Below are 22,974 nucleotides of genomic sequence, written 5' to 3'. Positions count from 1 at the left end.
CGGCGGCGAGGGGCCCGGCACCGCACGGTGCCGGGCCCCTCGCCGTTGCCGTGCCCGCTCAGCGGCGCACCGCCAGCAGCAGCCCCGACCCGGTCGGCAGCAGGGCGGTGCTGAAGCGCTCGTCCTCGCGGAACAGCCGGTGCACGGCCCGCATCGTGCGCGTGTTGTCCTCGCGGTTCGCGGGCTGGGCCACCTTGTCCTGGTGGAGGGCGTCGTTGACGGCCAGCAGCCCGCCCGGGCGCAGCAGGCGCACCGCCTCCTCGGCGTAGTGGAGCGTCCCCTCCGTGTCGGCGTCGAGGAACACGAGGTCGTAGGCGCCGGCGGTCAGCCGGGGCATCACGAGCGAGGCCCGGCCCGGGATCGTGCGGGTGCGGCTGGTCGGCGCGCCCGCCTCCCGGAAGGTGTCGCGCGCCGCGCGCAGCGCCCGGATGTCGGTGTCGATGGTCGTCAGCACGGAGCCCGCGGGCAGCCCGCGCAGCAGGGCGAGCCCGGAGACCCCCGCCCCCGTGCCCACCTCCACGACCGTGGACGGGCGCGCGGCGGCGGCGAGGACGGTCAGCGCGGCCGCGGTGCCGGGGGTGACCGGCGGGATGCGCAGGGCGAGGGAACGCTCCCGGGCGCGGTAGGCGAGCTCGTCCTCCACGGCGAACGCCTCGGCGTACGACCAGCTCGTCGTCTTGTCCGCGCCCATGTTCCGCCCTTCGTCGCTCCAGTGGATGCGCGTCATCTTACCGGCTGGCCCCCGCGCGGCCCGGCCGCCCGCCCCGGCCGGTCGATGTCCAGTCCGCGCCCAGCTTCCCCGCCGATCATGGAACGACGGAGCCGCCGCCCGCCCCACGACCCGCCCCGGAGGAGGTCCCATGGCCCGCCCGCACCGCACCGGCCCCGCGCCGGCCCGGCGCAGCAACGCGGTGCCCGTGGCCGCCGCCCTCGCGAGCGCGGCGCTCACCCTGCTCCTCGGGTCCGGCTACGCCGTCGGGCGCACGGTCGTGGCCGCGGAGCCCGAGGGCCACGAGGAGCAGGTCCCGGTCGCGGCGTGGACGGGCACCGGCGGGGTCCTGCACGCGGACGACGCCACCGCCGCCCAGCTGCGCGCCGAGGGCTGGACGCTGCCCACGCTCGCCGCCGACGGGTACCGGGTGGCGTCGATGACCCGGGGGACCCTCGCGGGCCGGCCGGTCGTCACCATCGCGCTCCACCACGGCGAGGACAGCGTCGTCGTCGTGGAGCAGCGCGGGCGGGTGGACCCGGACAACCCCATGGACGGGCTCACCGGGCTGCCCGTGAGCGCGGAGGGCCTCGAGCCCTCCGCCGTCGCCGGGGTGCCCCTGTGGGTCGACGCCGGCCCGCCGTGGCGGGCCGTGCTGGCGGGGGAGGGCGTCGTCTACACCGTCGCCGCGGACACGAGCCCCGCCACGATGGCCCACACCGTCAACCTCGTCGTGGCGGACGAGCGGGGACGGGTCGTCGCGCCCGCGGCCGGCGATCCGGGCGTCGTCCCGACCGTGCTCGCGGGCCTGCGCGAGATCTTCGACTGAGCGGCCGCTCCGCCTGCGGCTGGTAACCTTCCACTGTGCTCGGCATCAACGGCGGCGAAGCGATCATCCTCGTGCTCCTGGTCCTGTTCATCATCGGGCCGGAGCGGCTGCCGGAGTACGCGGAGAAGCTCAAGGAGTTCGTCAAGGCCGCGAAGCGCTACGCCACCGGCGCCACCGAGGACCTCAAGCAGACCCTCGGCCCCGAGCTGGCCGACGTCGACTGGCGCAAGCTGGACCCGCGCCAGTACGACCCCCGCACCATCGTGCGCCAGGCCCTGCTCGAGGACGACGAGCCGGAGAAGCCGGTCGCCGCGCGCCCCGCGCCCGTCCTCAGCCGGCTGGCCCCGGGGGAGCCCGCCCCCTTCGACAGCGAGGCGACCTGAGCCGGACCCGTCAGCGGGGTCCCAGGCCCAGCGGCCGCCCCGCCAGCCCGCGCGGGCGCGTGCCCAGCGCGTCCGCGACACCGCGCAGCGCGCGTGCCGCGGGCGAGTCCGGCGCCGACCACACCACCGGGCGTCCTTCGTCCCCGCCCTCGCGCAGGGCGACGTCGAGGGGCACGGCGCCGAGCAGCGGCACGTCGTAGCCCAGCCGCCGGGTGAGCGACTGCGCGATCCGGGCCCCGCCCCCGGAGCCGAAGAGCTCCAGCACGGTCCCGTCCGGCATCGGCATCCCCGCCATGTTCTCGATCACCCCGGCCACCGTCTGCCCCGTCTGCAGGGCGAGGGCGCCCGAGCGCTCGGCGACCTCGACGGCGGCCTGCTGGGGCGTGGAGACCACGAGGACCTCCGCCGACGGCAGCAGCTGCGCCACGGAGATCGCGACGTCGCCCGTGCCCGGCGGCAGGTCGAGGAACAGGTGGTCGAGGTCCCCGAAGTGCACGTCGGTGAGGAACTGCTCGACGGCGCGGTGCAGCATCGGCCCGCGCCACGCGACCGGCTGCTCCGGGTCCACGAACATCCCGATGGAGATGACCTTGAGCACCCCCTCCCGGGGGCCCGTGCGGGCCGCGACCGGGACCTCCACCACCGGGGGGAGGATCATGTCCTCGACCTGGGTGGGCCCCCGGTCCACGCCCAGCAGGCCCGGGACCGAGAAGCCGTGCACGTCCGCGTCCACGATGCCCACCGACCGGCCCTGCGCGGCGAGGGCCGCGGCGAGGTTCACGGTGACCGTCGACTTGCCGACCCCGCCCTTGCCGCTGGTCACGGCGTGCACCCGGGTCAGGGACGAGGGGTCGTTGAACGGCACGGTGCGGGTGTGCCCGACGCGCTGCTTGAGCGCCGCGCGCTGCTCGGGGCTCATGTACCCGATCTCCACGGCCACGGAGCGCACGCCGGCCACGTCGGAGACGGCCTCCCGGACGTCGGCCTCGATGGTCGAGCGCAGGGGGCAGCCGCGGATGGTCAGCAGCACGTGCACGCGCGCGTGCCCGGCGTCGTCGAGCACGGCCGAGCGGATCATCCCCAGCTCGGTGACGGGCCGGCGCAGCTCGGGGTCGAGCACCCGGTCGAGGGCGCGGCGCAGCTGCGGGTGCAGGTCCTCGGCGGCCAGGGGGTCGGCGGCCAGGGGGGCGGCGGGGCCGGGGACGGGGGTGCGGAGCTCAGACACGGGGGATCTCCCTGGTCTCGGGGGCGGAGGGGCGCCGGCGGGCGGGCCGGCGCGGCGGGCGGGGCTGGGACCGGCCCGGGCCGCCGGCCTCGGCCCGCTCCTCGGGGGCGGGGCCGTCGTCCTGGGACTCGAGGATCTCCTCGAGCACCGAGCGCAGCTCGGAGCGCACGAAGTCGCGGGTGGCGACCTCGCGCAGGGCGATCCGCAGGGAGGCGATCTCCCGGGTCAGGTACTCGGTGTCGGCGAGGTTCTGCTGCGCGCGCCGGCGGTCCTCCTCCTGCGTCACGCGGTCCCGGTCGTCCTGGCGGTTCTGCGCGAGCAGCAGCAGCGGCGCGGCGTAGGACGCCTGCAGGGACAGCATCAGGGTGAGCAGGGTGAAGTTCAGGGCGCGCGGGTCGAACTGGGCCGACTCGGGGGCGAGCGTGTTCCAGCCCAGCCACACGGCCACGAACACCGTCATCCACAGCAGGAACTGGGGGGTGCCCATGAAGCGGGCGAAGCCCTCGGTCATCCGGCCGAACGCGTCCGGGTTGGGCCGGAACCGGTCCAGCAGCCCGGGCCGGTGCTCGCGCGGCTGGTCCAGCGCGTTGCCGTGGGCCGCGCCGGGGGAGCGCCGGGACTCACTCATAGCGCTTGCCCACCTTCCGGATCGGGGTGCCGTCGTCGGCGGTGCGCCAGTCCTCGGGCAGCAGGGCGTCGAGGACGTCGTCGATGGTGATCGCCCCCACCACCCGGTCGTGGTCGTTGACCACGGGGATGATGGTCAGGTCGTAGGTCGCCAGCTCCCGGGCCACGTCCCGCAGGGAGGCGAGGTCGGAGACGGGCTCGAGGGACCGGTCGATGAGGTTGCCGATCGCCTCGGGCGGCGGGTAGCGCAGCAGCTTCTGGGTGTGCACCATCCCCAGGTACTTGCCCGTGGGGGTCTCCAGCGGTGCGCGGGAGACGATCACGGCCGCCGCCACGGCGGGGCTGAGCTCCTCCTGGCGGATGTGGGCGAGGGCCTCCGCCACCGTGGCTTCCGGCGGCAGGATGATCGGCACCGGGGTCATCAGCGAGCCCGCGGTGCCCTCCTCGTACTCGAGCAGCCGCCGGACGTCCTCGGCGTCCTCGGGCTGCATGCGCTCGAGCAGCTCCTCCGCCTCGGCGTCGGGCAGCTCGTTGAGCAGGTCGGCGGCGTCGTCGGGCTCCATCTCCTCGAGCACCGTCGCCGCGCGCTCGGGCTCCATGCTGGTGAGGATGAAGACCTGGTCCTCCTCGGGCAGCTCCTGGAGCACGTCGGCGAGCCGGTCGTCCTGCAGCTCGTGCGCGATCTCGAGTTTGCGCTTGTCGGACATGTCGTGGATCTCGTCGGCGAGGTCGGCGGCCTGCTCCTCCTCGTGGGACGCGACCCACTGGGTGGCCGGCTGGTGGCCCGCGGCGGACGGGTCCCCGGTGTCCTCCCAGTCCACGATCAGGGTCTCGTTGCGGCGGCGCATCAGCCCCCCGGTCGTCGCGGTGCGGCGCACGAACAGCTGGGTGACGACCCAGTCCCCGGTGTTGCGCTTGCGCTCCATGGCCATGTCCTCGACCGTCGCGGTCCCGGAGCCGTCCCGGAGCACGACGGTGCGGTCGAACAGCTCGGCCACGGCGAGGGTCTCCGCCCCGCGCTGCTCGAAGCGGCGCAGGTTCACGAGGCCCGTGCAGATGATCTGGTCGGCGTCGATGCTGGTCACCCGCGTCATGGGGACGAACACGCGCTTCTTGCCGAGGACCTCGACCACGAGGCCCACCACGAGGGGGCGGCGCGACGGGCGCCCGTGGCGGGAGCCGCCCCGCATGAGCACGACGACGTCGCGCAGCCGGCCGAGACGGTCCCCCAGGGGGTCGAACACGTCGAGGCCGATCAGGCGCGCGAGGAAGATCCTGTTGACGTTGCTGCTCACCGTACAAGACTACCCACCGGGCCGGTGCGGGGCCTCCGCGGGCCGGCGCCGGCATGCGGCGCGGTCCCAGCCGGATGGGGAACAATGGGGCCATGAGCTCTCCACGGTCCGCGTCCGCCGCCAGCCCCGCCCTCCGAGGCCTGCCCCGCGGGGAGGTGATCGGCCGCTACGGCTCCTACGCCGACGCCCAGAAGGCCGTGGACCACCTCGCGGACGAGCAGTTCGAGGTCGCCAAGGTCGCGATCGTCGGCAACGACCTGAAGTCCGTGGAGCAGGTCACGGGCCGGCTCAGCTACCCCCGGGTCGCCGGGCAGGGGGCCCTCAACGGGATGGTGTTCGGGGCCTTCCTCGGGATGATCATGTCGCTGCTCGGCGGCGAGCAGTGGGTCTCCTCGCTGCTCGTGTCCGTGCTCATGGGCGGGGCCTTCTGGATGCTGCTGGCGACCGTGACGTACGCGATGCAGCGGGGGAAGCGGGACTTCACCTCGACCAACCAGATCGTGGCGACCTCCTACGACGTCGTGGCCGCCCCCGAGGTGGCCCAGCGCGCCCGGCAGGTGCTGCAGGGCCTGCGCGGGCTGCCGGGCCTGCCGGCGGCGCCCCAGCAGCAGTGGCCCCAGCCGCAGGGCCCCCAGCAGCCGGGCCACCAGCCGCCGGGGCCGCCGCAGGGCGCCCCGCAGCCCGGGCCGGGCGCCCCCTGGCAGCGGCCGTCCTACGGCGGCCCGGCCCCCACCGGCGCGCCGGCGGCGGGCGCCGCCCCGGCGGGTGCAGCGCCGGGGTCCGCGGCGCCCGAGCGCTCGGCCCGGTTCGAGGACCTGCCCGACGGCCGGCCCCAGTTCGGCATCCGGCTGCCGGAGGGACAGGGCCGCGGCGCGGGTCCGGCCGAGGAGCGCACGGAGCCCCCCGCCGGCGGCAGCACGTCGGCCGACGCGCCCCGCTGACGGGCGGCGCCCGGCTCAGCTGGGCTCGGAGCCCTCCCGGGCGTGCCACAGCCCGGTCATCCACGCCTCGACCTCGTCGGGGGTGCGGGGCAGGCCCGAGGACAGGTTCACGTTGCCGTCCTCGGTGATCAGCACGTCGTCCTCGATGCGCACCCCGATCCCGCGGTACTCCTCGGGCACCGCGAGGTCCTCCGCCTTGAAGTACAGCCCCGGCTCGATGGTGAAGACCATCCCGGGCTCGATCACCCCGTCCACGTACAGCTCCCGCCTGGCCTGCGCGCAGTCGTGCACGTCCAGGCCCAGGTGGTGGCTCGTCCCGTGCGGCATCCACCGCCGGTGGTGCTGGCCCTCGGCGGAGAGCGAGACCTCCGCCGGCACCGGCAGCAGCCCCCAGCTCTCGAGCCGCCGGGCCAGGACCTCCATCGCGGCGGCGTGCACGTCGCGGAACCGGTTGCCCGGCACGGCCGCGTCGAACGCGGCGTCGGCGGCGTCGAGGACCGCCTGGTAGATCCGGCGCTGCACGTCCGTGAACCGCCCGTTGACGGGCAGCGTGCGGGTGATGTCCGCGGTGTAGAGGGAGTCCGCCTCCACGCCCGCGTCCACGAGGATGAGCTCCCCGGGGATCACGCGCCCGGTGTTGCGGATCCAGTGCAGCACCGTGGCGTTGTTGCCGCACGCCGCGATCGTGTCGTAGCCGAGGTCGTTGCCGTCCATCCGGGCGCGGGCGAAGAAGGCGCCCTCGACCATGCGCTCGCCGCGGTGCCGGTGGCCGGCCGCGGCGGGCAGCACGTGCACGATGTCGGTGAACCCGGCGACCGTCGCGTCCACGGCCTGCTGCAGCTGCGCCACCTCGTGGGCGTCCTTGACGAGGCGCAGCTCGGAGAGGGCCTCGGCCAGCTCGCCGTCGAGCGCGTCAGAGGCCTCGAGGTCCACCCCGGTGTTGATCCGGGAGGTGTCCACCAGGGCGTCCGCGTTGAGGTCGACGTCGCGCACCAGCCGGATCCGCACGCCGCCCAGGGCGGCCGGGCCGGCGTTCTTGGTGATCGCGACCTCCAGCCCGGACAGGTCCCGGGTGCGCAGCCCGTAGGCGGCCGAGAGCTCCTCGAGCGTGGGGCGGGCGCCGACCCAGAACTCGCCGTTCTTCGCGTCGGCGTAGAACTCCTTCGAGTCCCGCCCCGCCATGGGGTGGAAGTACAGGGTGGCCTCGTGGTGGCCGCCGTCGTCGCCGGCGCCCTCCTCGACCGGCTCGAGCACCAGGACGGCGTCGGGCTCGTGGTCCACGCCGAGGCCCGTCAGGTGCGCGAAGGCCGAGTGGGGCCGGAAGCGGTAGTCGGTGTCGTTGGAGCGGACCTTGAGCGGGCCCGCCGGGAGCACGAGGCGCTCCCCGGGGAAGCGCGCGGAGATCCGCCGCCGGCGCTCGGCGGCGTGGTCGGCCACCGGCAGCCGCTCGACCGCGGCCGGTTCCTCGGCGGCCCACTGGGAGGCCATGAACTGCTGGAAGGCGGGGGAGTCGGGGCGCTGGGACCGGTTCTCGACCCGGTCGGCCAGCGGCTGGGGGCGGTCGGCGGGGGACGTGCTGTGCTCTGTCATGGTTCCTTCCCTCGGGTCGTCCTCCTCATCGTGCCACGTGCGCGGGGCGGGCGTCCGGGGCGCCGGGACGGCCGGCCGCTATCGTGGAGGGGTGAAGATCGACCTGCACACCCACTCGGCGGACTCCGACGGCACGGAGCGCCCCGGGGACGTCGCCCGCGCCGCCCGCGCCGCGGGCCTGGACGTGTTCGCGCTCACCGACCACGACACGACGTCCGGCTGGCAGGAGGCCGGGGACGCCGCCGCGGCGGCCGGGATCAGCTTCGTGCCGGGCATGGAGATCTCCTGCACCACCGGCGACGGCATCTCGGTGCACCTGCTGAGCTACCTGCACGACCCGGAGGAGCCGGCCCTGTTGGCCGAGATCGAGTCCTCCCGCTCGTCGCGGCTCACGCGCGCCGCGCGGATGGTCGAGCTGCTGTCCGAGGACTACCCCATCGACTGGGACATCGTGCGGGAGCACGTGCACGACGGCGCCACGGTGGGCCGCCCGCACATCGCGGACGCCCTCGTGACGGTCGGGGTCGTGGAGTCCCGCTCCGCCGCGTTCGCCTCGGTGCTCAGCAGCCGCTCCCGCTACTACGTCGCCCACCACGCCCCGGACCCGGTGCACGCCGTGCGGCTCGTGCGCGCCGCCGGGGGCGTGCCGGTCTTCGCGCACCCGCTGGCCACGGCCCGCGGGCGCGTGGTCGGCCCCGAGGTCTTCGAGGCGATGATCGACGCGGGCCTGGCCGGGCTCGAGGTGGCGCACCGGGACAACCCCGAGGACGCGCGCGCCCGGCTCGTGCGGATGGCCTCCGAGCACGACCTGCTGGTCACCGGCTCCAGCGACTACCACGGCAGCGGCAAGCCCAACCGGCTGGGCGAGAACCTCACCTCGGTGCAGTCGCTCGTGCGGATCGAGGAGCAGGCGAGCTCCGGCGTGGGCGTCCGCCACCCCTGAGCGCCCCTCCCCGGCTCAGTCCCGGACCGCGGCGTGGGGCAGCCGGGCGCGCATCACCTCGACGGCCTCGGGGTTGCGGTCCACGCACACGAAGCGGCGGCCCAGCTGGTGGGCGGCCGCGCCCAGGGTGCCGGAGCCGGCGAAGAAGTCCAGCACCCAGTCCCCGCGCGCGGAGCTGGCCGCGACCATCCGCCGGACGAGGCCCACGGGCTTCTGGGTCGGGTAGCCGGTCTTCTCCCGCCCGGTGGGGGAGACGATCGTGTGCCACCACACGTCCGTGGGCAGCTTGCCCCGCTGCGCCTTCTCGGGGGTGACCAGGCCGGGGGCCATGTACGGCTCCCGGTCCACCTCGGCGCTGTCGAACAGGTAGCGCTCCGGGTCCTTGACGTAGACCAGGACGTTGTCGTGCTTGGCGGGCCACCGCCGGCGGGAGCGCCCGCCGTAGTCGTAGGCCCAGATGATCTCGTTGAGGAAGCACTCCCGGCCGAAGATGGTGTCCAGCATGACCTTGGCGTAGTGCACCTCGCGGTAGTCCAGGTGCACGTACAGCGTCCCGTCGTCGGCGAGCACCCGCCACGCCTCCCGCAGCCGGGGCTCCAGGAACCCCCAGTAGTCCGCGAACGCGTCGTCGTAGCTGCGCAGGGCCCCCAGGACGGTTGCGTAGGAGCGGCCCGCGAAGCCCGTGCGGTCCCCCTGGCCCGGGGGCGCCGGGGTCATGGTCGACTGCCGGCGCCGCTGCGTGCGCCCCGTGTTGAACGGCGGGTCCACGTAGATCATGCGGAAGGCCCCGTCGGGCAGCCGCCGCAGGAGATCCAGGTTCTCCGCGGCGACCACCGCGTCGGGGCCCTCGGCGTCGAAGGCGAAGCGCGTCACTCGGCGGCGGGGCCGCTCTGCGCCGGACGGGGGGCCTCGCCGGTGCCCCGGCCGCCGCGGCGGCGGCGCCGGCGCCGGGTGGTGCCGTCCTCGGACTTCTCCACGGACGTCTCGCGCGGGGCGCGCTCCCGCTGCGCGCGCGGCTGCTCCCGGGTCTCCTCGCGCGGGGTGTCCTCGCGGGCGGCCTCCTCGCGCGGGGTGTCCTTGCGCGGGGCGTCCTCGCGCCGGGCGTCCTCGCGCCGGGCGCCGTCCCGGGGGGCGCGCTCGCCGCGGCCGCCGCGGCGGCCGTCGCCGGAGCGGGGCTCCGAGCGGTCCCGGGACCGGCCGCGGGACTCGCCGCGCGGACCGCCCTTGCGCCCGCCGGGCTCGCCGAGGTCCTCGAGGACCTCCGCGTCCAGCCCGGCGTGGGTGCGCTGGGCGCGCGGCAGCCGGCCCTTGGTGCCCTGGGGGATGTCCAGGTCCGCGTAGAGGTGCTCGGAGGAGGAATAGGTCTCCACGGGCTCGGGCACGCCAAGCTCGAGGGCCTTGTCGATCAGCCGCCAACGGGGCACGTCGTCCCAGTCCACGAAGGTCACGGCCGTGCCCTTGTTGCCCGCGCGGCCCGTGCGGCCGGTGCGGTGCAGGTAGGTCTTCTCGTCCTCGGGGCACTGGAAGTTGATGACGTGGGTGACGTCCTCGACGTCGATGCCGCGGGCGGCGACGTCGGTGGCCACGAGCACGTCGACCTTGTTGTTGCGGAACGCCCGCAGCGCCTGCTCGCGCGCGCCCTGGCCGAGGTCGCCGTGCAGGGGGGCGGCGGCGAAGCCGCGGGAGATCAGCTCGTCGGCGAGCTTCGCCGCCGCGCGCTTGGTCTTCGTGAAGATGATGGTCCGCCCGCGGCCCCGCGCCTGCAGGATGCGGGAGACGACCTCGTCCTTGTCGAGGTGGTGGGCGCGGTAGACGACCTGGCGGATGTCCTTCTTGGTGGCGCCCTCGTCGGGGGAGGAGGCCCGGATGTGCATCGGCTTGGTCATGTACCGGCGGGCCATCGCGACCACGGGGCCGGGCATCGTGGCCGAGAAGAGCATGGTCTGGCGGACCTCGGGCACCGCGGAGAGCAGCTTCTCGACGTCCGGGAGGAAGCCGAGGTCCAGCATCTCGTCGGCCTCGTCGAGGACGACCACGCGCACCGCGGAGAGGTCCAGGTGGCGCTGGCGGTTGAGGTCGATGAGCCGGCCGGGGGTGCCGACGACGACCTCGACGCCCTGCTGCAGCTCCTCGATCTGGGGCTCGTAGGCGCGGCCGCCGTAGATGGTGGCCACGCGCGCGTTGCGGATCCGCGCCGCGGCGGCGAGGTCCTGGCCGACCTGCACGGCCAGCTCGCGGGTGGGCACCACGATGAGCGCCTGGGGGGCGCCCGGCTTCTTGAGCCCGGCCCACCCGGCGTCGTCGCGGCCGGTGACGCGCTGGACGACGGGGATGCCGAAGCCCAGGGTCTTGCCGGTGCCGGTCTTGGCCTGGCCGATGATGTCCTGGCCGGAGAGCGCCACGGGCAGGGTCATGGCCTGGATGGGGAAGGGGTGGACGATGCCCTCGGCGGCCAGGGCGTCGACGATGTCCTGGCGGACGCCGAAGTCGGCGAAGCCCTCGGGCAGCGGCTCCGGCTCCGCGGCGGTCTCCACGACCGTCGTGGGCACGTCGAGCTCGGCGGCGGCGTCGAGCCCGGCGGCGTCGCCGGGTGCGGTGTCGGTGATGTAGTCGGTCACGGGTGCGGTTTCCTTCGGTAGGGCACGCCCGCTCCTGCGGAGGGGACCGTGCGGTCCGGGCTCCGGGCCACCGGAGTGGTGGCGGGGGCGTGCGGTGGTGGAAGCCGATCGTGAGCGGGCGCCGCCTCGGTCGGTGCGCCACCGGGGGTGGCGCCCGGGCCCGGTCCTGCGCGGCCGCCGTGCGGGGCCTGGTCGCTGAGGAGCGGGGGCGGGAAAAGGTCTGTCGTTCGTCGGTACGACCGGTCATCCAGTGCGCTTAACAGTGTAGCCCGACGACCGCGCGCACTCCGTGCGGTCGCCGGGCAGGTGCTCCGCCGGGGCGGGCGGGCCGGGGCTCAGTCCTCCTTGGCGAACGGCATGAAGCCGACGGTGCGCTTCTGCTCGGCGCCCACGGAGGCGTAGCCGATGACGCCGGCGGGGACCACCGTCACGGTGCCCTTGGCGTCGGTGAGGGTCAGCGGCGAGCCCGAGGAGATGGCCTGGTTGATGAGCTCCACGGCCTCCTGCGCGCCGAGGGCGGCGTCCACGACGATCTCGCGGGCGACGTTCTGAACACCGATCTTGATTTCCATGGTTCCTCCTGTGGGCAGGGCTGCGCGGTACGTCCCGGCCAGTCTAGGGAGGGCCCTACTCCCAGTCCTCGTCGATGATCGAGATTCCGCCCCAAGCTAAACGGAAGATCTGGCGCTGCGCCTCGGCGCGCCCGCCCATGCCGGGGTTGCGGATCCAGTGCACCGCGGCCGTCTGCGCCATGCCGGTCAGCGACCGGGAGACGAGCACGGCGTGGGGCGGGCTCAGCCCGGCGTTGGGCCCCAGCACCCCGGCGATCGCGTCGGCCATCGCGAGGTGGAAGCTCTCGAACCGCTCGGCGACCTCCGGGTCCGCCAGCAGGTCCGACTCGAAGATCAGCCGGTGGGCCTCCGGGTTGGCCTCCACGAAGCCGAAGTAGACGTCCAGCATGGACTCCACGCGCTCCCGGTTGACCTCGCTGCCCTCCAGGGCGGCCACGAGCGCGTCGGAGAGCTCCCCGAGGTAGTGGTCGACGAGCGCGAGGTAGAGCTCGCGCTTGCCCGGGAAGTGCTGGTAGAGCACCGGCTTGCTCACCTGCGCGGCGTCGGCGATGTCGTCCATCGACGAGCCGTGGTAGCCGTTCGAGGAGAACACGGTCAGCGCGGTCTCCAGCAGCTGCCGGCGCCGGGCCTCCCGCGGCAGGCGCGCCGGGCGGCCTCTCCTGGTCTCGTTCATGCGTTCCTCCTCAACCGGCCGGTGGCGCCGGCCTCGCGAATGGGGCCCTACCCGGCGGCCTGGGGCCGGCGGTCGATCTGCGGCGGGGAGGCGGGGGACGCCGCCGGCTCGGTCTCCTCCACGGGGGCGGCGGGGACCTCGATGCCGTACAGCGCCTCCAGACCGGAGACGTACTCGTCCTGGCGGCCCTGGGCGGCGAGCTCGCGGGCGCGGACGGTCGGGGTGTGCAGCAGGGAGCGGACCATGCGGCGCATCGCCAGCTCGATCTGCTCCTTGGCGGCGGTGCACCCGTGGTGGGCGGTGACCTTCTCCAGCTCGGCATCGAGGACCGCCATCGTGTGCCGGCGCAGGGCGACGATCGCGGCGTCCATGTCCCGGCCGTGCTGGCTCGCGGCGAACTCCTGGGCGGCGCGCTCGACGATGCCGGTGGCGGCCTCCACGGACTCCCGCGTCTCGTCGGGGGCGGCCACGCGCACCGACTCCAGGGAGATCAGCTCGACGCCGGGCAGGTCCGCGACCGCGGGGTCGAAGTCGCGGGTGAGGGCGAGGTCCACGACGGTGCGCGGGCCGGCCGGGAACGCGGAGGCGCTCATCGGCGAGGAGCCGCCGCTGCAGCCGACGACGACGTCGGCCCGCTCGAGGGCCGCGGGCAGCTCCTCGGCGGAGACGGGGGAGCCGCCGCGGTTCTCGGTGAACTGCCCGGCCCGCCCGGAGGCCGAGAACACCTCGATGTCGGCGCACCCGCGGTCGCGCAGGGCGGCCATGGTCGCCCCGGCGTAGGCGCCGGTGCCGAAGACCAGGGCCCGGCGCGTCGCCCAGGAGCCGGCCGTGACGTCGTCGGCGAGGTCGAGGGCCACGGAGACGATCGAGCGCCCGCGCTCGCCCAGGGCGGTCTGGGTGCCGACCTTGCGCGCGGTCCGCGCCGCCGCCTCGAACAGGCGCACGAGGCTGCCGGAGACGACGTCGGCGTCCCGGGCCTCGTTGAGGGCCCGCCGGACCTGGCCGGTGATCTCGCGCTCGCCCACCACGGCCGACTCCAGCCCGGAGACCACCGTGAACAGGTGGCGGGCGGCGCCCGCGTCGGCGAAGGGGACCAGCAGGTCGGCCACGTACTCGGGATCGAGCCCGGAGCGCGCGCCGATCTGCTCCGCGAGCTGCGCGCGCACCTCGTCCACGGCGGCCTCCGGGGACTGGCCCGGGACCGGGGCGAGCTCGCCGTAGAGCTCCAGCCGGTTGCACGTGGAGAGCGTCACGGCGCCCTGGAGCCGGCCGCCGCGGACCAGCTCCTCGGACAGCCCCAGCGCACCGGTGCTGAGACGCGCAACGGTGTTCAGATCGACGTTCTGGTGGGAGGCGACGAGTGCGAAGAGGACCACAGTCCATTCATACTAGACGGTCACCGGGAATCCGCGGGTCGGTGACGCGGTGAGCCTGCTCGCACGGCGCTGACGCAGCGTCAGCAAACGATGTCGGGGTTCCTTGGCACAATGGAGCCACTATGGCTACCACCCCTGGCACGGCGAGCACGCCGGACACGTCGACCGCAGCCGCTCCCCGGACCCCCGAGGACGTCCCCGACGCGCCGACGGCGCTCCGGCGGCTCACCGCCTCGCTGGGGGCACTGCCCGCGAGCCACCCCCTGCGGGCGGCGGGCACCGCCGACGCCCCCCTGCTCCAGGCCCTCACCGGGCGCACCCCGAGCCGCCGCCCGGTGTGGTTCATGCGCCAGGCCGGCCGCTCCCTGCCGGAGTACCGCTCCCTGCGCGAGGGCACCGCGATGCTCGACGCGTGCCTGGACCCCGCGATGGCCGCGGAGATCACCCTCCAGCCCGTGCGCCGCCACGACGTCGACGCCGCGATCTTCTTCTCCGACATCGTCGTGCCCATGCGGGTGGCCGGCGTGGACGTCGACATCGTCCCCGGCCGCGGCCCCGTGCTCGAGCGGCCCGTGCGCACCGGCGCCGACGTCGCCGCGCTGCCCGAGCTCGACGACGCCGCCCTCGACCCGATCCGCGAGGCCGTCGCGGCCACCGTCGCCCAGCTCGGCGCCACCCCGCTCATCGGCTTCGCCGGGGCTCCCTTCACCGTGGCCGCGTACATGGTCGAGGGCGGGCCGTCGCGGGACCACCTCCTGCCGCGCACCATGATGCACGCCGACCCCGCCGCGTGGGCCGGGCTCGCCGAGTGGGCCGCCCGCACCTCCGGCGCGTTCCTGCGCGCCCAGGTGGAGGCCGGCGCCTCGGCCGTCCAGCTGTTCGACTCCTGGGCGGGCTCCCTCTCGCTGGCCGACTACCGGGCGCACGTCCTCGAGCACTCGGCCACCGCGCTGGGCGCCGTCGCGGACCTGCCGGTGCCCCGCATCCACTTCGGCACGGGCACCGGCGAGCTGCTGGCCGCCATGCGCGACGCCGGCGCCGACGCCGTGGGCGTGGACTACCGGATCCCGCTGGCCGAGGCGAACCGCCGGCTCGGCGGGCGCACCGTGCTGCAGGGCAACATCGACCCCGCGCTGCTCACCGCCCCGTGGGAGGTCCTGGCGCAGCACGTCCGCGAGGTCCTGCGCGGCGGCGCCCAGGCGCCCGGGCACGTCGTCAACCTCGGCCACGGCGTCCCGCCGGGCACCGACCCGCAGGTGCTCACCGACCTCGTGGCCCTCGTCCACGAGCAGCCGCCGGCCCGGCCGCTCGCCGGGACCCGGGCGTGAGCACGGGCCCCGGCGCGGGCGGGGGGCGTCCCGCCCGCCGCCGCCCGCCCCGCTCCGCCCTCGTGGTGGGCGGCGGGATCTCCGGGCTCGTGGCCGCCCGGGACCTCGCGGCCCGCGGGCTGCGCGTGACCCTGGTCGAGGCCGAGGACCACCTGGGCGGGGCCGTCGGGGCCCACCAGGTCGCGGGCCTCGTGCTCGACTCCGGCGCGGAGTCCTTCGCCACCCGCTCCCGCGCCGTGCCCGACCTGCTCGAGGAGCTCGGGCTGGGCGAGCGCGTGGTGCACCCCAACCGGGCCGGGTCCTGGCTGTTCCTGCCGGAGGGCGCCGTGCCCGCCCCCGACTCCGGGGTCCTCGGCATCCCCGCCGACCCCACGGCGCCCCGGCTGCGCGTCGCCCTGGGCCGGGCCGGGATGCTGCGGGCGTCCCTCGACCGCCGGCTGCCCGCGTTCGTCGGCGTCACCGAGCGCTCCCTGGGCGGGCTCGTGCGCGTGCGGATGGGGGAGCGGGTGCTCGAGCGCCTCGTCACGCCCTTCACCTCCGGGGTGCACTCCGCCCACCCCGACGACCTCGACGTCGACGCCGTGGCCCCCGGCCTGCGCCGCGCCCTGCGCGAGCACGGCTCGCTCGGCGCCGCGGCGGGGGCCCTGCGCCGCGCCGCGCCCGCCGGGGCCAACGTCGCCGGCCTGCGCGGCGGGATGAACGCGCTGTCCGAGACGCTCGTGCGCGAGCTCGAGCGGACGGGCGTGAAGCTCGTGACCGGCTACGACGTCATCGCCGTGGACCGCGACCCCCGCCGGGACGGCTGGATGGTCATCCAGCGCCAGCCCCGCAACGGGGACAAGACCGCCGTGGCCCGCGGGGAGCTGCTCGTTATGGCCACCGACGGGGCGACCACCGTGCGCCTGCTGGCCAGCCACCGGGACGAGCTGCAGCGCTTCGTCCCCGGACCCGGCCCGCAGGTCGCCCTGGCGACCCTCGTCGTCGACGACCCGCGCCTGGACGGGGCGCCCCGCGGCACCGGGCTGCTCGTGAGCGAGGACGCCCGCGCCGTGCGCGCCAAGGCCCTGACCCACGCGAGCGCCAAGTGGGACTGGGTGCGCGAGGCCGCCGGCGCCGGGCGGCACGTCCTGCGCCTGTCCTACGGCCGGGCGCAGGCCGCCGGGACGGTCCCGCCCGAGGTGGCGCTGCCCGACGAGCAGCTCATCCGGCTCGCGCTCTCCGACGCCTCGACCCTCATGGGCGTCACGCTGCGCCCCCAGCAGCTCGTGGGCGCGGACATCGTCCGCTGGCGCTCCGCGCTGCCGCGGGCCGGGGTCGGCCACGCCCGGCGGGTCGCCGAGTTCCGCCGGGCGCTCGCCGAGCTGCCCGACACCGTGGCCGTCGGCGCGTGGCTGGCCGGCACGGGCCTGGCCTCCGTCGTCGAGGACACCCGCGCCCAGGTCCGCGCCCTGCTGGCCGAGGCCGGCGTGCCGGAGGCCCCGCCGCCCGGCCCGCCCGCGCCCCCGGCGCCACCGACCACCCCCACCCCACGAAAGGACTGAGCAGTGTCCCACGACACCAGCCCGCACGCACACCACGGCCGCCCCGCACCGCAGCCCGAGGCGGCGGAGCAGCGCGGCGAGGAGCGCCTGCACTGGGCGCTCTGGACGGTGTTCGCCCGCCCGGACGGATCCCCCGCGGCCCCGGGCACCGAGGACGGCGCCGCGGCGGCCGAGTTCGACGGCGTCGTCGAGCAGCTGGCCGGCGAGGGCACGACCCTGCGCGGGGTCTACGACGTCTCCGGGATGCGGGAGGACGCGGACGTCCTCACCTGGCTGCACGGGCCGGACCCGCAGGCGCTGCAGTCCGCCGTCCGCCGGCTGCGCCGCACGGGGCTGCTGGCCGGCACGCGCCAGGTGTGGAACGCCATGGGCGTCCACCGCGAGGCGGAGTTCACCGCCAACCACTCGCCGTCCTTCGCGCGCGGCGTCGCGCCCGAGCAGTGGGTGTGCGTCTACCCGTTCGTGCGCTCCTACGAGTGGTACTACATGAACGCCGAGCGGCGCTCCGAGATGCTGCGCAACCACGGGATGAAGGCCCGCGACTACCCCCAGGTCCTCGCCAACACGATCGCGTGCTTCGGCCTCAACGACTTCGAGTGGCTGCTGGCCCTGGAGGCCCCCGAGCTCGTCGACCTCGTGGACGTCATGCGCCACTTCCGCAACACGGAGGCCCGCCTGCACGTGCGCGAGGAGACGCCGTTCTACACCGGCCGCCGGATCCGCACCGACGAGCTCGCGGAGGTGCTCCGATGAGCACGAACCCCCTCTCCGCGGCCCGCGCGCACGCCCCCGAGGCCTACGACGCCGTGGTCCTGTCCTCCTTCGGCGGTCCCGAGGGGCAGGACGACGTCATCCCGTTCCTGCGCAACGTCACCAAGGGCCGCGGCATCCCGGATGAGCGCCTCGAGGAGGTCGCCACCCACTACCGCGCCAACGGCGGCGTCAGCCCGATCAACGCCCAGAACCGCGCCCTGCGCTCGGCCCTCGAGGCCGACCTGCTGGGCCGCGGGCTGAGCGTGCCGGTGCTGTGGGCCAACCGCAACTGGGCGCCCTACGTCCGGGACGTCGTGCGGGAGTGCCACGCCCGGGGGCTGCGCAAGCTGCTGGTCGTGGCCACGAGCGCCTACTCGAGCTACTCGGGCTGCCGGCAGTACCGCGAGGACTACGGCGTGGCCCTCGACGAGCTGGGCCTCGCCGGCGAGATGCAGATCGACAAGGTCCACCAGTACTACGACTCCGAGGGCTTCGTGCGGCCCTTCGTCGAGGGCCTGCGGGAGGGCCTGGCCCAGGTGCGCGCGCAGCTGGGGGCCGCGGGCGGCCGGGTCGCCGTGCTGTTCTCCACCCACTCCATCCCCACGAGCGACGCCGAGGCGTCCGGGCCGGCCCGGATGGAGTTCGAGGAGAGCTCCGCGTACGTGGCCCAGCACCTCGCGGTGGCCCGCACCGTGCTGGAGCGCGTGGGCCCCGAGGAGCTCGGCGACCACACGTGGGACCTGGTCTACCAGTCCCGCTCCGGGCCCCCGCAGGTGCCGTGGCTGGAGCCGGACATCAACGACGCGATCGAGGAGCTCGCCGGGCGCGGCGTCGCCGGCGTCGTGATCGTCCCGCTCGGCTTCGTCTCCGACCACATGGAGGTGAAGTGGGACCTCGACACCGAGGCGCTGCAGACCTGCGAGCGGCTCGGCCTGCCCGCCGCGCGCACGCCCACCGCCGGGACGCACCCCGCCTTCGTGGCCGGCCTCGCCGACCTCGTCGAGCAGCGCATCGCCGGGCGCGACGCCCCGCCGCGGGTCTCGGCCTGCGCCGAGGGCACCTGGTTCGACGACTGCGCGCCCGACTGCTGCGTCAAGGTCCTGCGCGGCGCCTCGGGCCCCCGCCCGACGATCGCCCAGCGGCCCGCGGGGGAGCCGATCCCCGTGGGCCTCGACGACGCCGGGGAGGTGCGGTGGGCATGAGCGCCGACGTCCGGGAGGGGCTGCCGGTCGTGCGCGTCGGCACCCGCGGCTCGCAGCTCGCGCTCACCCAGACGACCGCGGCGGCCCGCGCCGTGGCGGCCGCGGGCGGGCTGGAGCCCGAGCTCGTCACCATCCGCACCGAGGGCGACGTCCTCACGGGGCCGCTGTCCCAGATGGGCGGCACGGGCGTGTTCGCCACGGCCCTGCGCGCCGCGCTGCTCGCGGGCTCCGTGGACCTGGCCGTGCACTCCCTCAAGGACCTGCCCACGGCCCCCGTGCCGGGGCTGGAGGTCGCGGCCGTGCCCGAGCGGGAGGACCCCCGCGACGCGCTGTGCGCCCGGGACGGGCTGACCCTGGCCGGGCTGCCCGCCGGGGCGAAGGTCGGCACGGGCTCCCCGCGCCGCGCCGCGCAGGTGCGCGCCGCCCGTCCCGACCTCGAGATCGTGGACATCCGCGGCAACGTGGGCACCCGGCTCGCCCGCGTGGCCCCGGGCGACCTCGACGCCGTGGTCCTCGCCGCCTCGGGGCTGCGCCGGCTGGGGATGGAGGCCGCGATCACCGAGCTCATCGACCCGTCCGTGATGCTGCCGGCGCCCGGCCAGGGCGCCCTGGCCCTCGAGTGCCGCGCCGCGGACGCGGCCGGCGACGCCCCCCTCGCCGCGGGCCTCGCCGCGGTCGACCACCTGGAGACCCGGCTGGCCGTGACCGCCGAGCGGGCCCTGCTCACCCGGCTCGAGGCCGGCTGCGCCGCCCCCGTGGGGACGCTGGGCCGGCTCGAGGGCGGGCAGCTCGTGCTCGACGCCGTCGTGGCCGACCCGGACGGCAGCGAGCTCATGCGCCGGCGCGGGAGCACCGCGCAGCGCACCGTCGGCGCGGCGCGGGAGCTCGGCACCCGCCTCGCCGAGGAGCTGCTCGCCGACGGCGCCGGCCGGCTGGCCCGGCTGACGCTCTGAGCCCCGTGGCACGGTCCGGCGCCCCCGACCGGCCCGACGCCCCGGCCTCCGCCCTGCGCGGGGCCCGGGTCGTCCTGACCCGCGCCGCAGACCGTGCCGCCCCCCTCGTGGCGCTCCTGCGCGCCGAGGGTGCGTGCGTCCGGCTCGCCCCGCTGCTGGAGGCGACCCTTCCCGTCGACACCGCGCCCCTGGCCGCGCTCCTGGCGCGCGCCGCCGATCCAGCCGCGGCGCCCGGCGCCTGGCTGGCCGTGACCTCCGTCAACACCGTCCGGGCCCTCGAGGCCCTGGCCGGCAGGACCGGGGGCCTCGCCGGGCGCCTCGGCCCCGCCCGCCGCGCCGGGCTGCGGGTCGCCGCCGTGGGGGACGCCACCGCCGCGGCCCTCACCGCGGCGGGGCTGGCCCCGGACCTCGTGCCCGGCGCCGTGCACTCCGCCGAGGGCCTGCTCGCCGACTGGCCCGGCGAGGCCTGCCCGGGCACCGTGCTGCTGCCGCTGTCGGACCGGGCCCGTACTGTGCTCGCGGACGGGCTCGCCGCGAAGGGGTACCGTGTCCGCACGGCGGTGGCGTACGAGACCGTCCCGTGGCCCGCCCCCGTGCCCCTGCGGCGCCCGCACCCCGGGCAGGGCGCGGCGGCCGGGGGCCCCGAGGTGCTGGACCGGGCGGGCCTGCTGGCGCAGCTGGCCGGCGGCGGCACCGACGCCGTGGTGCTCAGCGCCCCGTCGCACCTGGCCGAGCTCGTGGGCGAGGACCCCGCGGTCCTGGCGGGGACGGCGCTCGTGGCCATCGGCGAGCCGACGCGCCGGGCGGCCGCCGCGCTCGGCCTGCACGCGCTGGCCGCCGACCGGCCGACCCCCGAAAGCATCCGGGACGCCCTCGTCCGGGCGCTCGCCGCTCCGTCCGGGAGGACGCCGGCGGCACCGGGACCCGGCACGAGCAGCACCGCACCGACGACACCGACGACACCGACCGCACCGACCGAGGAGACGACCCCCGTGACCCACCGCACCCCGCGCTACGACCTCGTGGCCCGGCCCCGCCGGCTGCGCACCACCCCCGCCATGCGCCGGCTCGCCGCGCAGACCCGGGTCCACCCCGCCGACCTCATCCTCCCGGTGTTCGTCAAGGAGGGCCTCACCGAGCCCGCCCCGCTGGGCTCCATGCCCGGGGTCGTCCAGCACAGCCTCGACTCCCTCAAGCGCGCCGCCGCCGAGGCCGCGCGGAAGGGCCTCGGCGGCTTCATGCTCTTCGGGGTGCCCGCCGAGCGCGACGCCTGCGGCAGCGCCGGCACGGACCCCGACGGGATCCTCAACCGCGCCCTGCGCGAGGTCCGCGCGGAGGTCGGCGACGAGCTCGTCGTCATGGCGGACCTGTGCCTCGACGAGTTCACCGACCACGGCCACTGCGGCGTGCTCGCGGCCGACGGGACCGTGGACAACGACGCGACCCTGGAGATCTACGCCCGGATGGCCGTGGCCCAGGCCGAGGCGGGCGCGCACGTGCTCGGCCCGTCGGGGATGATGGACGGCCAGATCGGCGTGATCCGCTCGGCCCTCGACGAGGCCGGGCACACCGACGTCGCCGTCCTGGCCTACTCCGCGAAGTACTCCTCCGCGTTCTACGGCCCGTTCCGCGAGGCCGTGGACTCCCAGCTCCAGGGCGACCGGCGCAGCTACCAGATGGACCCCGCCAACCGCCGGGAGGCGCTGCACGAGCTGCGGCTGGACCTCGACGAGGGCGCCGACATGGTCATGGTCAAGCCGGCCATGAGCTACCTCGACATCCTGCGCGACGTCGCCGAGGTCTCCCCGGTGCCCGTCTCCGCCTACCAGATCTCCGGCGAGTACGCCATGATCGAGGCCGCCGCCGCCAACGGGTGGATCGACCGCAGGGCCGCGATCCAGGAGTCCGTGCTCTCGATCCGCCGCGCCGGCGCCGACTCGGTGCTCACCTACTTCGCCGTCGAGCTCGCGGACTGGTACCGCGAGGAGAACGGCACCGCCTGACCACCCCTGCCCACCCCCGAGCCGGATGCCCGGCGAAAGGAAGCACACAGCACTCATGAGCGTCTCCCAGGAACTCTTCGACCGCGCCCGCAAGGTCATGCCCGGTGGCGTGAACTCGCCGGTGCGCGCGTTCAACTCGGTGGGCGGCACCCCGCCGTTCATCAGCGCGGCCAAGGGCCCGTACCTCACCGACGCCGACGGCCGCGAGTACGTCGACCTCGTCAGCTCGTGGGGCCCGGCCCTGATCGGGCACTCCCACCCCGTGGTCGTCGACGCCGTGCACGAGGCCGTGGAGCGCGGCCTGTCCTTCGGCGCCACGACGCGCGGGGAGACCGAGCTCGCCGAGCTGGTCGTCGACCGCGTCGCCGCCATCGACGAGCTGCGCATGGTCTCGACCGGCACCGAGGCCGCCATGACCGCCATCCGCCTCGCCCGCGGCGTCACCGGGCGGGACCTGATCGTGAAGTTCGCCGGCTGCTACCACGGCCACGTGGACGCGCTGCTGTCCGAGGCCGGCTCCGGCGTGGCCACGCTGGCGCTGCCCGGCTCCGCGGGCGTCACGGCGGCCACCGCGGCCGAGACCCTCGTCCTGCCGTACAACGACCTCGCGGCCGTGGAGGAGGCGTTCGCGGCCCACCCGGGCCGGATCGCCGCCGTCATCACCGAGGGCGCGCCGGCCAACATGGGCGTCGTCACCCCCGGCGAGGGCTTCAACGCGGGGCTGCGCCGGATCACCCGCGAGCACGGCGCCCTGATGATCTTCGACGAGGTGCTCACCGGCTTCCGCGTGCACGAGGCCGGCTACTGGGGTCTCACCGCCGGTGCCGAGGGCGGGTGGGAGCCCGACCTGTTCATGTTCGGCAAGGTCATCGGCGGCGGGCTGCCCGTGGCCGGCGTGGGCGGCAGGTCGGAGGTCATGAACCATCTCGCGCCGCTGGGGCCCGTGTACCAGGCGGGCACGCTGTCCGGGAACCCGGTGGCGATGGCCGCGGGCGCGGCGACCCTGCGCACGGCGGACCGGATCGCGTACCAGACCATCGACCGCCGCTCCGTGCAGCTGCAGGAGGCCGTGCGGGCCGCGCTGGACGAGGCCGGGGTCGACCACTCGATCCAGACGGCCGGGAATCTGTTCTCCGTGGCCTTCGGCACCTCCGCGACGGGCGTGCACGACTACGCGCAGGCCAGGGCGCAGGAGACGTTCCGCTACCCGGCGTTCTTCCACGCGATGCTCGACCAGGGCGTGTACATGCCCCCGTCGGTGTTCGAGGCCTGGTTCCTCTCCGCCGCCCACGACGACGCCGCGATGGACCGGATCATCTCCGCCCTGCCGGCCGCCGCGCGGGCGGCCGCCGAGGCCCGCCCAGCGGCCTGACGGCGTCGGCTCCTCCCAGGACGCACAGGCGTCCTCGGAGG

At 75.8% G+C, this 22,974-nt stretch carries 21 protein-coding genes and 1 pseudogene; 12 read left to right on the top strand and 10 right to left on the bottom strand.

Annotated elements, in window-relative coordinates; translation table 11 throughout:
* Window positions 1-58 precede the first annotated feature (58 nt).
* The gene (locus M3185_RS12335) at window positions 59-691 is read right to left on the bottom strand and encodes an O-methyltransferase (RefSeq protein ID WP_251333979.1); all 633 of its coding nucleotides are present in this window, start codon (window positions 689-691) and stop codon (window positions 59-61) included.
* A gap of 169 nt (window positions 692-860) precedes the next feature.
* Here M3185_RS12335 and M3185_RS12330 point away from each other — a divergent pair, with 169 nt between their 5' ends.
* Window positions 861-1,538 (top strand): hypothetical protein, encoded by a 678-nt coding sequence (locus M3185_RS12330; protein WP_251333978.1) that lies wholly within the window; start codon window positions 861-863, stop codon window positions 1,536-1,538.
* A gap of 35 nt (window positions 1,539-1,573) precedes the next feature.
* Window positions 1,574-1,921, top strand: a complete 348-nt coding sequence (locus M3185_RS12325; protein ID WP_251333977.1) for a Sec-independent protein translocase TatB — start codon at window positions 1,574-1,576, stop codon at window positions 1,919-1,921.
* A gap of 10 nt (window positions 1,922-1,931) precedes the next feature.
* Here the strand turns inward: M3185_RS12325 and M3185_RS12320 are convergent, their stop codons facing one another.
* Genes M3185_RS12320 through M3185_RS12310 form a run of 3 tightly spaced genes read right to left on the bottom strand, consistent with a single transcriptional unit; the run spans window position 1,932 to window position 5,068 of the window.
* Entirely contained in the window at window positions 1,932-3,104 is a 1,173-nt protein-coding gene (locus tag M3185_RS12320) for an Mrp/NBP35 family ATP-binding protein (protein ID WP_374238509.1), read from the bottom strand.
* A gap of 34 nt (window positions 3,105-3,138) precedes the next feature.
* A complete protein-coding gene (locus M3185_RS12315; protein ID WP_251333976.1) occupies window positions 3,139-3,774 on the bottom strand; it encodes a DUF1003 domain-containing protein in 636 nt (211 codons plus the stop codon).
* On the bottom strand, window positions 3,767-5,068 hold the full coding sequence (locus M3185_RS12310) for a magnesium transporter MgtE N-terminal domain-containing protein (protein ID WP_251333975.1): 1,302 nt from the start codon (window positions 5,066-5,068) through the stop codon (window positions 3,767-3,769). The genes M3185_RS12315 and M3185_RS12310 overlap by 8 nt, the downstream gene beginning before the upstream one ends.
* A gap of 92 nt (window positions 5,069-5,160) precedes the next feature.
* Between M3185_RS12310 and M3185_RS12305 the strand changes: the two genes are divergently transcribed.
* On the top strand, window positions 5,161-6,009 hold the full coding sequence (locus tag M3185_RS12305; protein WP_251333974.1) for a general stress protein: 849 nt from the start codon (window positions 5,161-5,163) through the stop codon (window positions 6,007-6,009).
* Between the two features lie 15 nt (window positions 6,010-6,024).
* On the opposite strand, the gene M3185_RS12300 is transcribed toward M3185_RS12305, so the two are convergent.
* Complete coding sequence (locus tag M3185_RS12300; protein WP_251333973.1) at window positions 6,025-7,599, bottom strand: aminopeptidase P family protein; 1,575 nt, start codon at window positions 7,597-7,599, stop codon at window positions 6,025-6,027.
* A gap of 91 nt (window positions 7,600-7,690) precedes the next feature.
* Here M3185_RS12300 and M3185_RS12295 point away from each other — a divergent pair, with 91 nt between their 5' ends.
* Window positions 7,691-8,542: a PHP domain-containing protein gene (locus tag M3185_RS12295; RefSeq protein ID WP_251333972.1), complete on the top strand. Its 852-nt coding sequence runs from the start codon at window positions 7,691-7,693 to the stop codon at window positions 8,540-8,542.
* 15 nt (window positions 8,543-8,557) lie between these two features.
* Here M3185_RS12295 and M3185_RS12290 read toward each other — a convergent pair whose 3' ends face one another.
* The 5 genes from M3185_RS12290 to M3185_RS12270 form a co-directional block, all read right to left on the bottom strand.
* Window positions 8,558-9,415, bottom strand: coding sequence for a DNA-methyltransferase (locus M3185_RS12290; RefSeq protein WP_251333971.1), 858 nt, complete (start codon window positions 9,413-9,415; stop codon window positions 8,558-8,560).
* Window positions 9,412-11,160, bottom strand: a complete 1,749-nt coding sequence (locus M3185_RS12285) for a DEAD/DEAH box helicase (RefSeq protein WP_374238506.1) — start codon at window positions 11,158-11,160, stop codon at window positions 9,412-9,414. The genes M3185_RS12290 and M3185_RS12285 overlap by 4 nt, the downstream gene beginning before the upstream one ends.
* 335 nt (window positions 11,161-11,495) lie before the next feature.
* On the bottom strand, window positions 11,496-11,732 hold the full coding sequence (locus tag M3185_RS12280; protein ID WP_251333970.1) for a DUF3107 domain-containing protein: 237 nt from the start codon (window positions 11,730-11,732) through the stop codon (window positions 11,496-11,498).
* 55 nt (window positions 11,733-11,787) lie between these two features.
* Window positions 11,788-12,405 carry a TetR/AcrR family transcriptional regulator gene (locus tag M3185_RS12275; protein ID WP_251333969.1) on the bottom strand — a complete coding sequence of 206 codons (618 nt, stop codon included), beginning with the start codon at window positions 12,403-12,405 and terminating at the stop codon, window positions 11,788-11,790.
* 47 nt (window positions 12,406-12,452) lie between these two features.
* Entirely contained in the window at window positions 12,453-13,781 is a 1,329-nt protein-coding gene (locus M3185_RS12270; protein WP_251333968.1) for a glutamyl-tRNA reductase, read from the bottom strand.
* A 122-nt stretch (window positions 13,782-13,903) separates the two neighbouring features.
* Between M3185_RS12270 and hemE the strand changes: the two genes are divergently transcribed.
* The 8 genes and pseudogenes from hemE to hemL all read left to right on the top strand — a co-directional run bounded on the left by hemE (window position 13,904) and on the right by hemL (window position 22,933).
* Window positions 13,904-15,109: a uroporphyrinogen decarboxylase gene (gene hemE / locus M3185_RS12265; RefSeq protein ID WP_251333967.1), complete on the top strand. Its 1,206-nt coding sequence runs from the start codon at window positions 13,904-13,906 to the stop codon at window positions 15,107-15,109.
* On the top strand, window positions 15,106-16,650 hold the full coding sequence (gene hemG, locus M3185_RS12260; RefSeq protein WP_251333966.1) for a protoporphyrinogen oxidase: 1,545 nt from the start codon (window positions 15,106-15,108) through the stop codon (window positions 16,648-16,650). Before hemE ends, hemG begins: the two co-directional genes overlap by 4 nt.
* Before the next feature lie 3 nt (window positions 16,651-16,653).
* Window positions 16,654-17,403, top strand: a complete 750-nt coding sequence (gene hemQ / locus M3185_RS12255; protein ID WP_251333965.1) for a hydrogen peroxide-dependent heme synthase — start codon at window positions 16,654-16,656, stop codon at window positions 17,401-17,403.
* Window positions 17,400-18,605, top strand: a complete 1,206-nt coding sequence (locus M3185_RS12250) for a ferrochelatase (protein WP_251333964.1) — start codon at window positions 17,400-17,402, stop codon at window positions 18,603-18,605. The genes hemQ and M3185_RS12250 overlap by 4 nt, the downstream gene beginning before the upstream one ends.
* A complete protein-coding gene (gene hemC / locus M3185_RS12245) occupies window positions 18,602-19,558 on the top strand; it encodes a hydroxymethylbilane synthase (RefSeq protein ID WP_251333963.1) in 957 nt (318 codons plus the stop codon). The genes M3185_RS12250 and hemC overlap by 4 nt, the downstream gene beginning before the upstream one ends.
* A 5-nt stretch (window positions 19,559-19,563) precedes the next feature.
* Window positions 19,564-20,409, top strand: a pseudogene (locus tag M3185_RS12240) (uroporphyrinogen-III synthase); the annotation flags it as partial.
* A 171-nt stretch (window positions 20,410-20,580) separates the two neighbouring features.
* The gene (hemB, locus tag M3185_RS12235; protein ID WP_374238508.1) at window positions 20,581-21,561 is read left to right on the top strand and encodes a porphobilinogen synthase; all 981 of its coding nucleotides are present in this window, start codon (window positions 20,581-20,583) and stop codon (window positions 21,559-21,561) included.
* Between the two features lie 55 nt (window positions 21,562-21,616).
* Window positions 21,617-22,933, top strand: coding sequence for a glutamate-1-semialdehyde 2,1-aminomutase (gene hemL, locus M3185_RS12230; RefSeq protein WP_251333962.1), 1,317 nt, complete (start codon window positions 21,617-21,619; stop codon window positions 22,931-22,933).
* Window positions 22,934-22,974 lie beyond the last annotated feature (41 nt).

The organism is Kocuria rosea (assembly GCF_023715525.1).
Lineage (GTDB): Bacteria > Actinomycetota > Actinomycetes > Actinomycetales > Micrococcaceae > Kocuria > Kocuria rosea_A.
The sequence above is the reverse complement of the archived record's forward strand: the minus strand, read 5'-3'. Positions and strand labels throughout refer to the sequence as shown.

Excerpts from the sequence above, each read along its gene's own strand:
- hemC (WP_251333963.1), top strand. The coding sequence starts at position 18,602 with ATGAGCGCCGACGTCCGGGAGGGGCTGCCGGTCGTGCGCGTCGGCACC.
- hemL (WP_251333962.1), top strand. The coding sequence starts at position 21,617 with ATGAGCGTCTCCCAGGAACTCTTCGACCGCGCCCGCAAGGTCATGCCC.
- hemE (WP_251333967.1), top strand. The coding sequence starts at position 13,904 with ATGGCTACCACCCCTGGCACGGCGAGCACGCCGGACACGTCGACCGCA.
- M3185_RS12330 (WP_251333978.1), top strand. The coding sequence starts at position 861 with ATGGCCCGCCCGCACCGCACCGGCCCCGCGCCGGCCCGGCGCAGCAAC.
- M3185_RS12275 (WP_251333969.1), bottom strand. The coding sequence starts at position 12,405 with ATGAACGAGACCAGGAGAGGCCGCCCGGCGCGCCTGCCGCGGGAGGCC.
- M3185_RS12280 (WP_251333970.1), bottom strand. The coding sequence starts at position 11,732 with ATGGAAATCAAGATCGGTGTTCAGAACGTCGCCCGCGAGATCGTCGTG.
- M3185_RS12315 (WP_251333976.1), bottom strand. The coding sequence starts at position 3,774 with ATGAGTGAGTCCCGGCGCTCCCCCGGCGCGGCCCACGGCAACGCGCTG.
- M3185_RS12250 (WP_251333964.1), top strand. The coding sequence starts at position 17,400 with ATGAGCACGAACCCCCTCTCCGCGGCCCGCGCGCACGCCCCCGAGGCC.
- M3185_RS12335 (WP_251333979.1), bottom strand. The coding sequence starts at position 691 with ATGGGCGCGGACAAGACGACGAGCTGGTCGTACGCCGAGGCGTTCGCC.
- M3185_RS12300 (WP_251333973.1), bottom strand. The coding sequence starts at position 7,599 with ATGACAGAGCACAGCACGTCCCCCGCCGACCGCCCCCAGCCGCTGGCC.
- M3185_RS12305 (WP_251333974.1), top strand. The coding sequence starts at position 5,161 with ATGAGCTCTCCACGGTCCGCGTCCGCCGCCAGCCCCGCCCTCCGAGGC.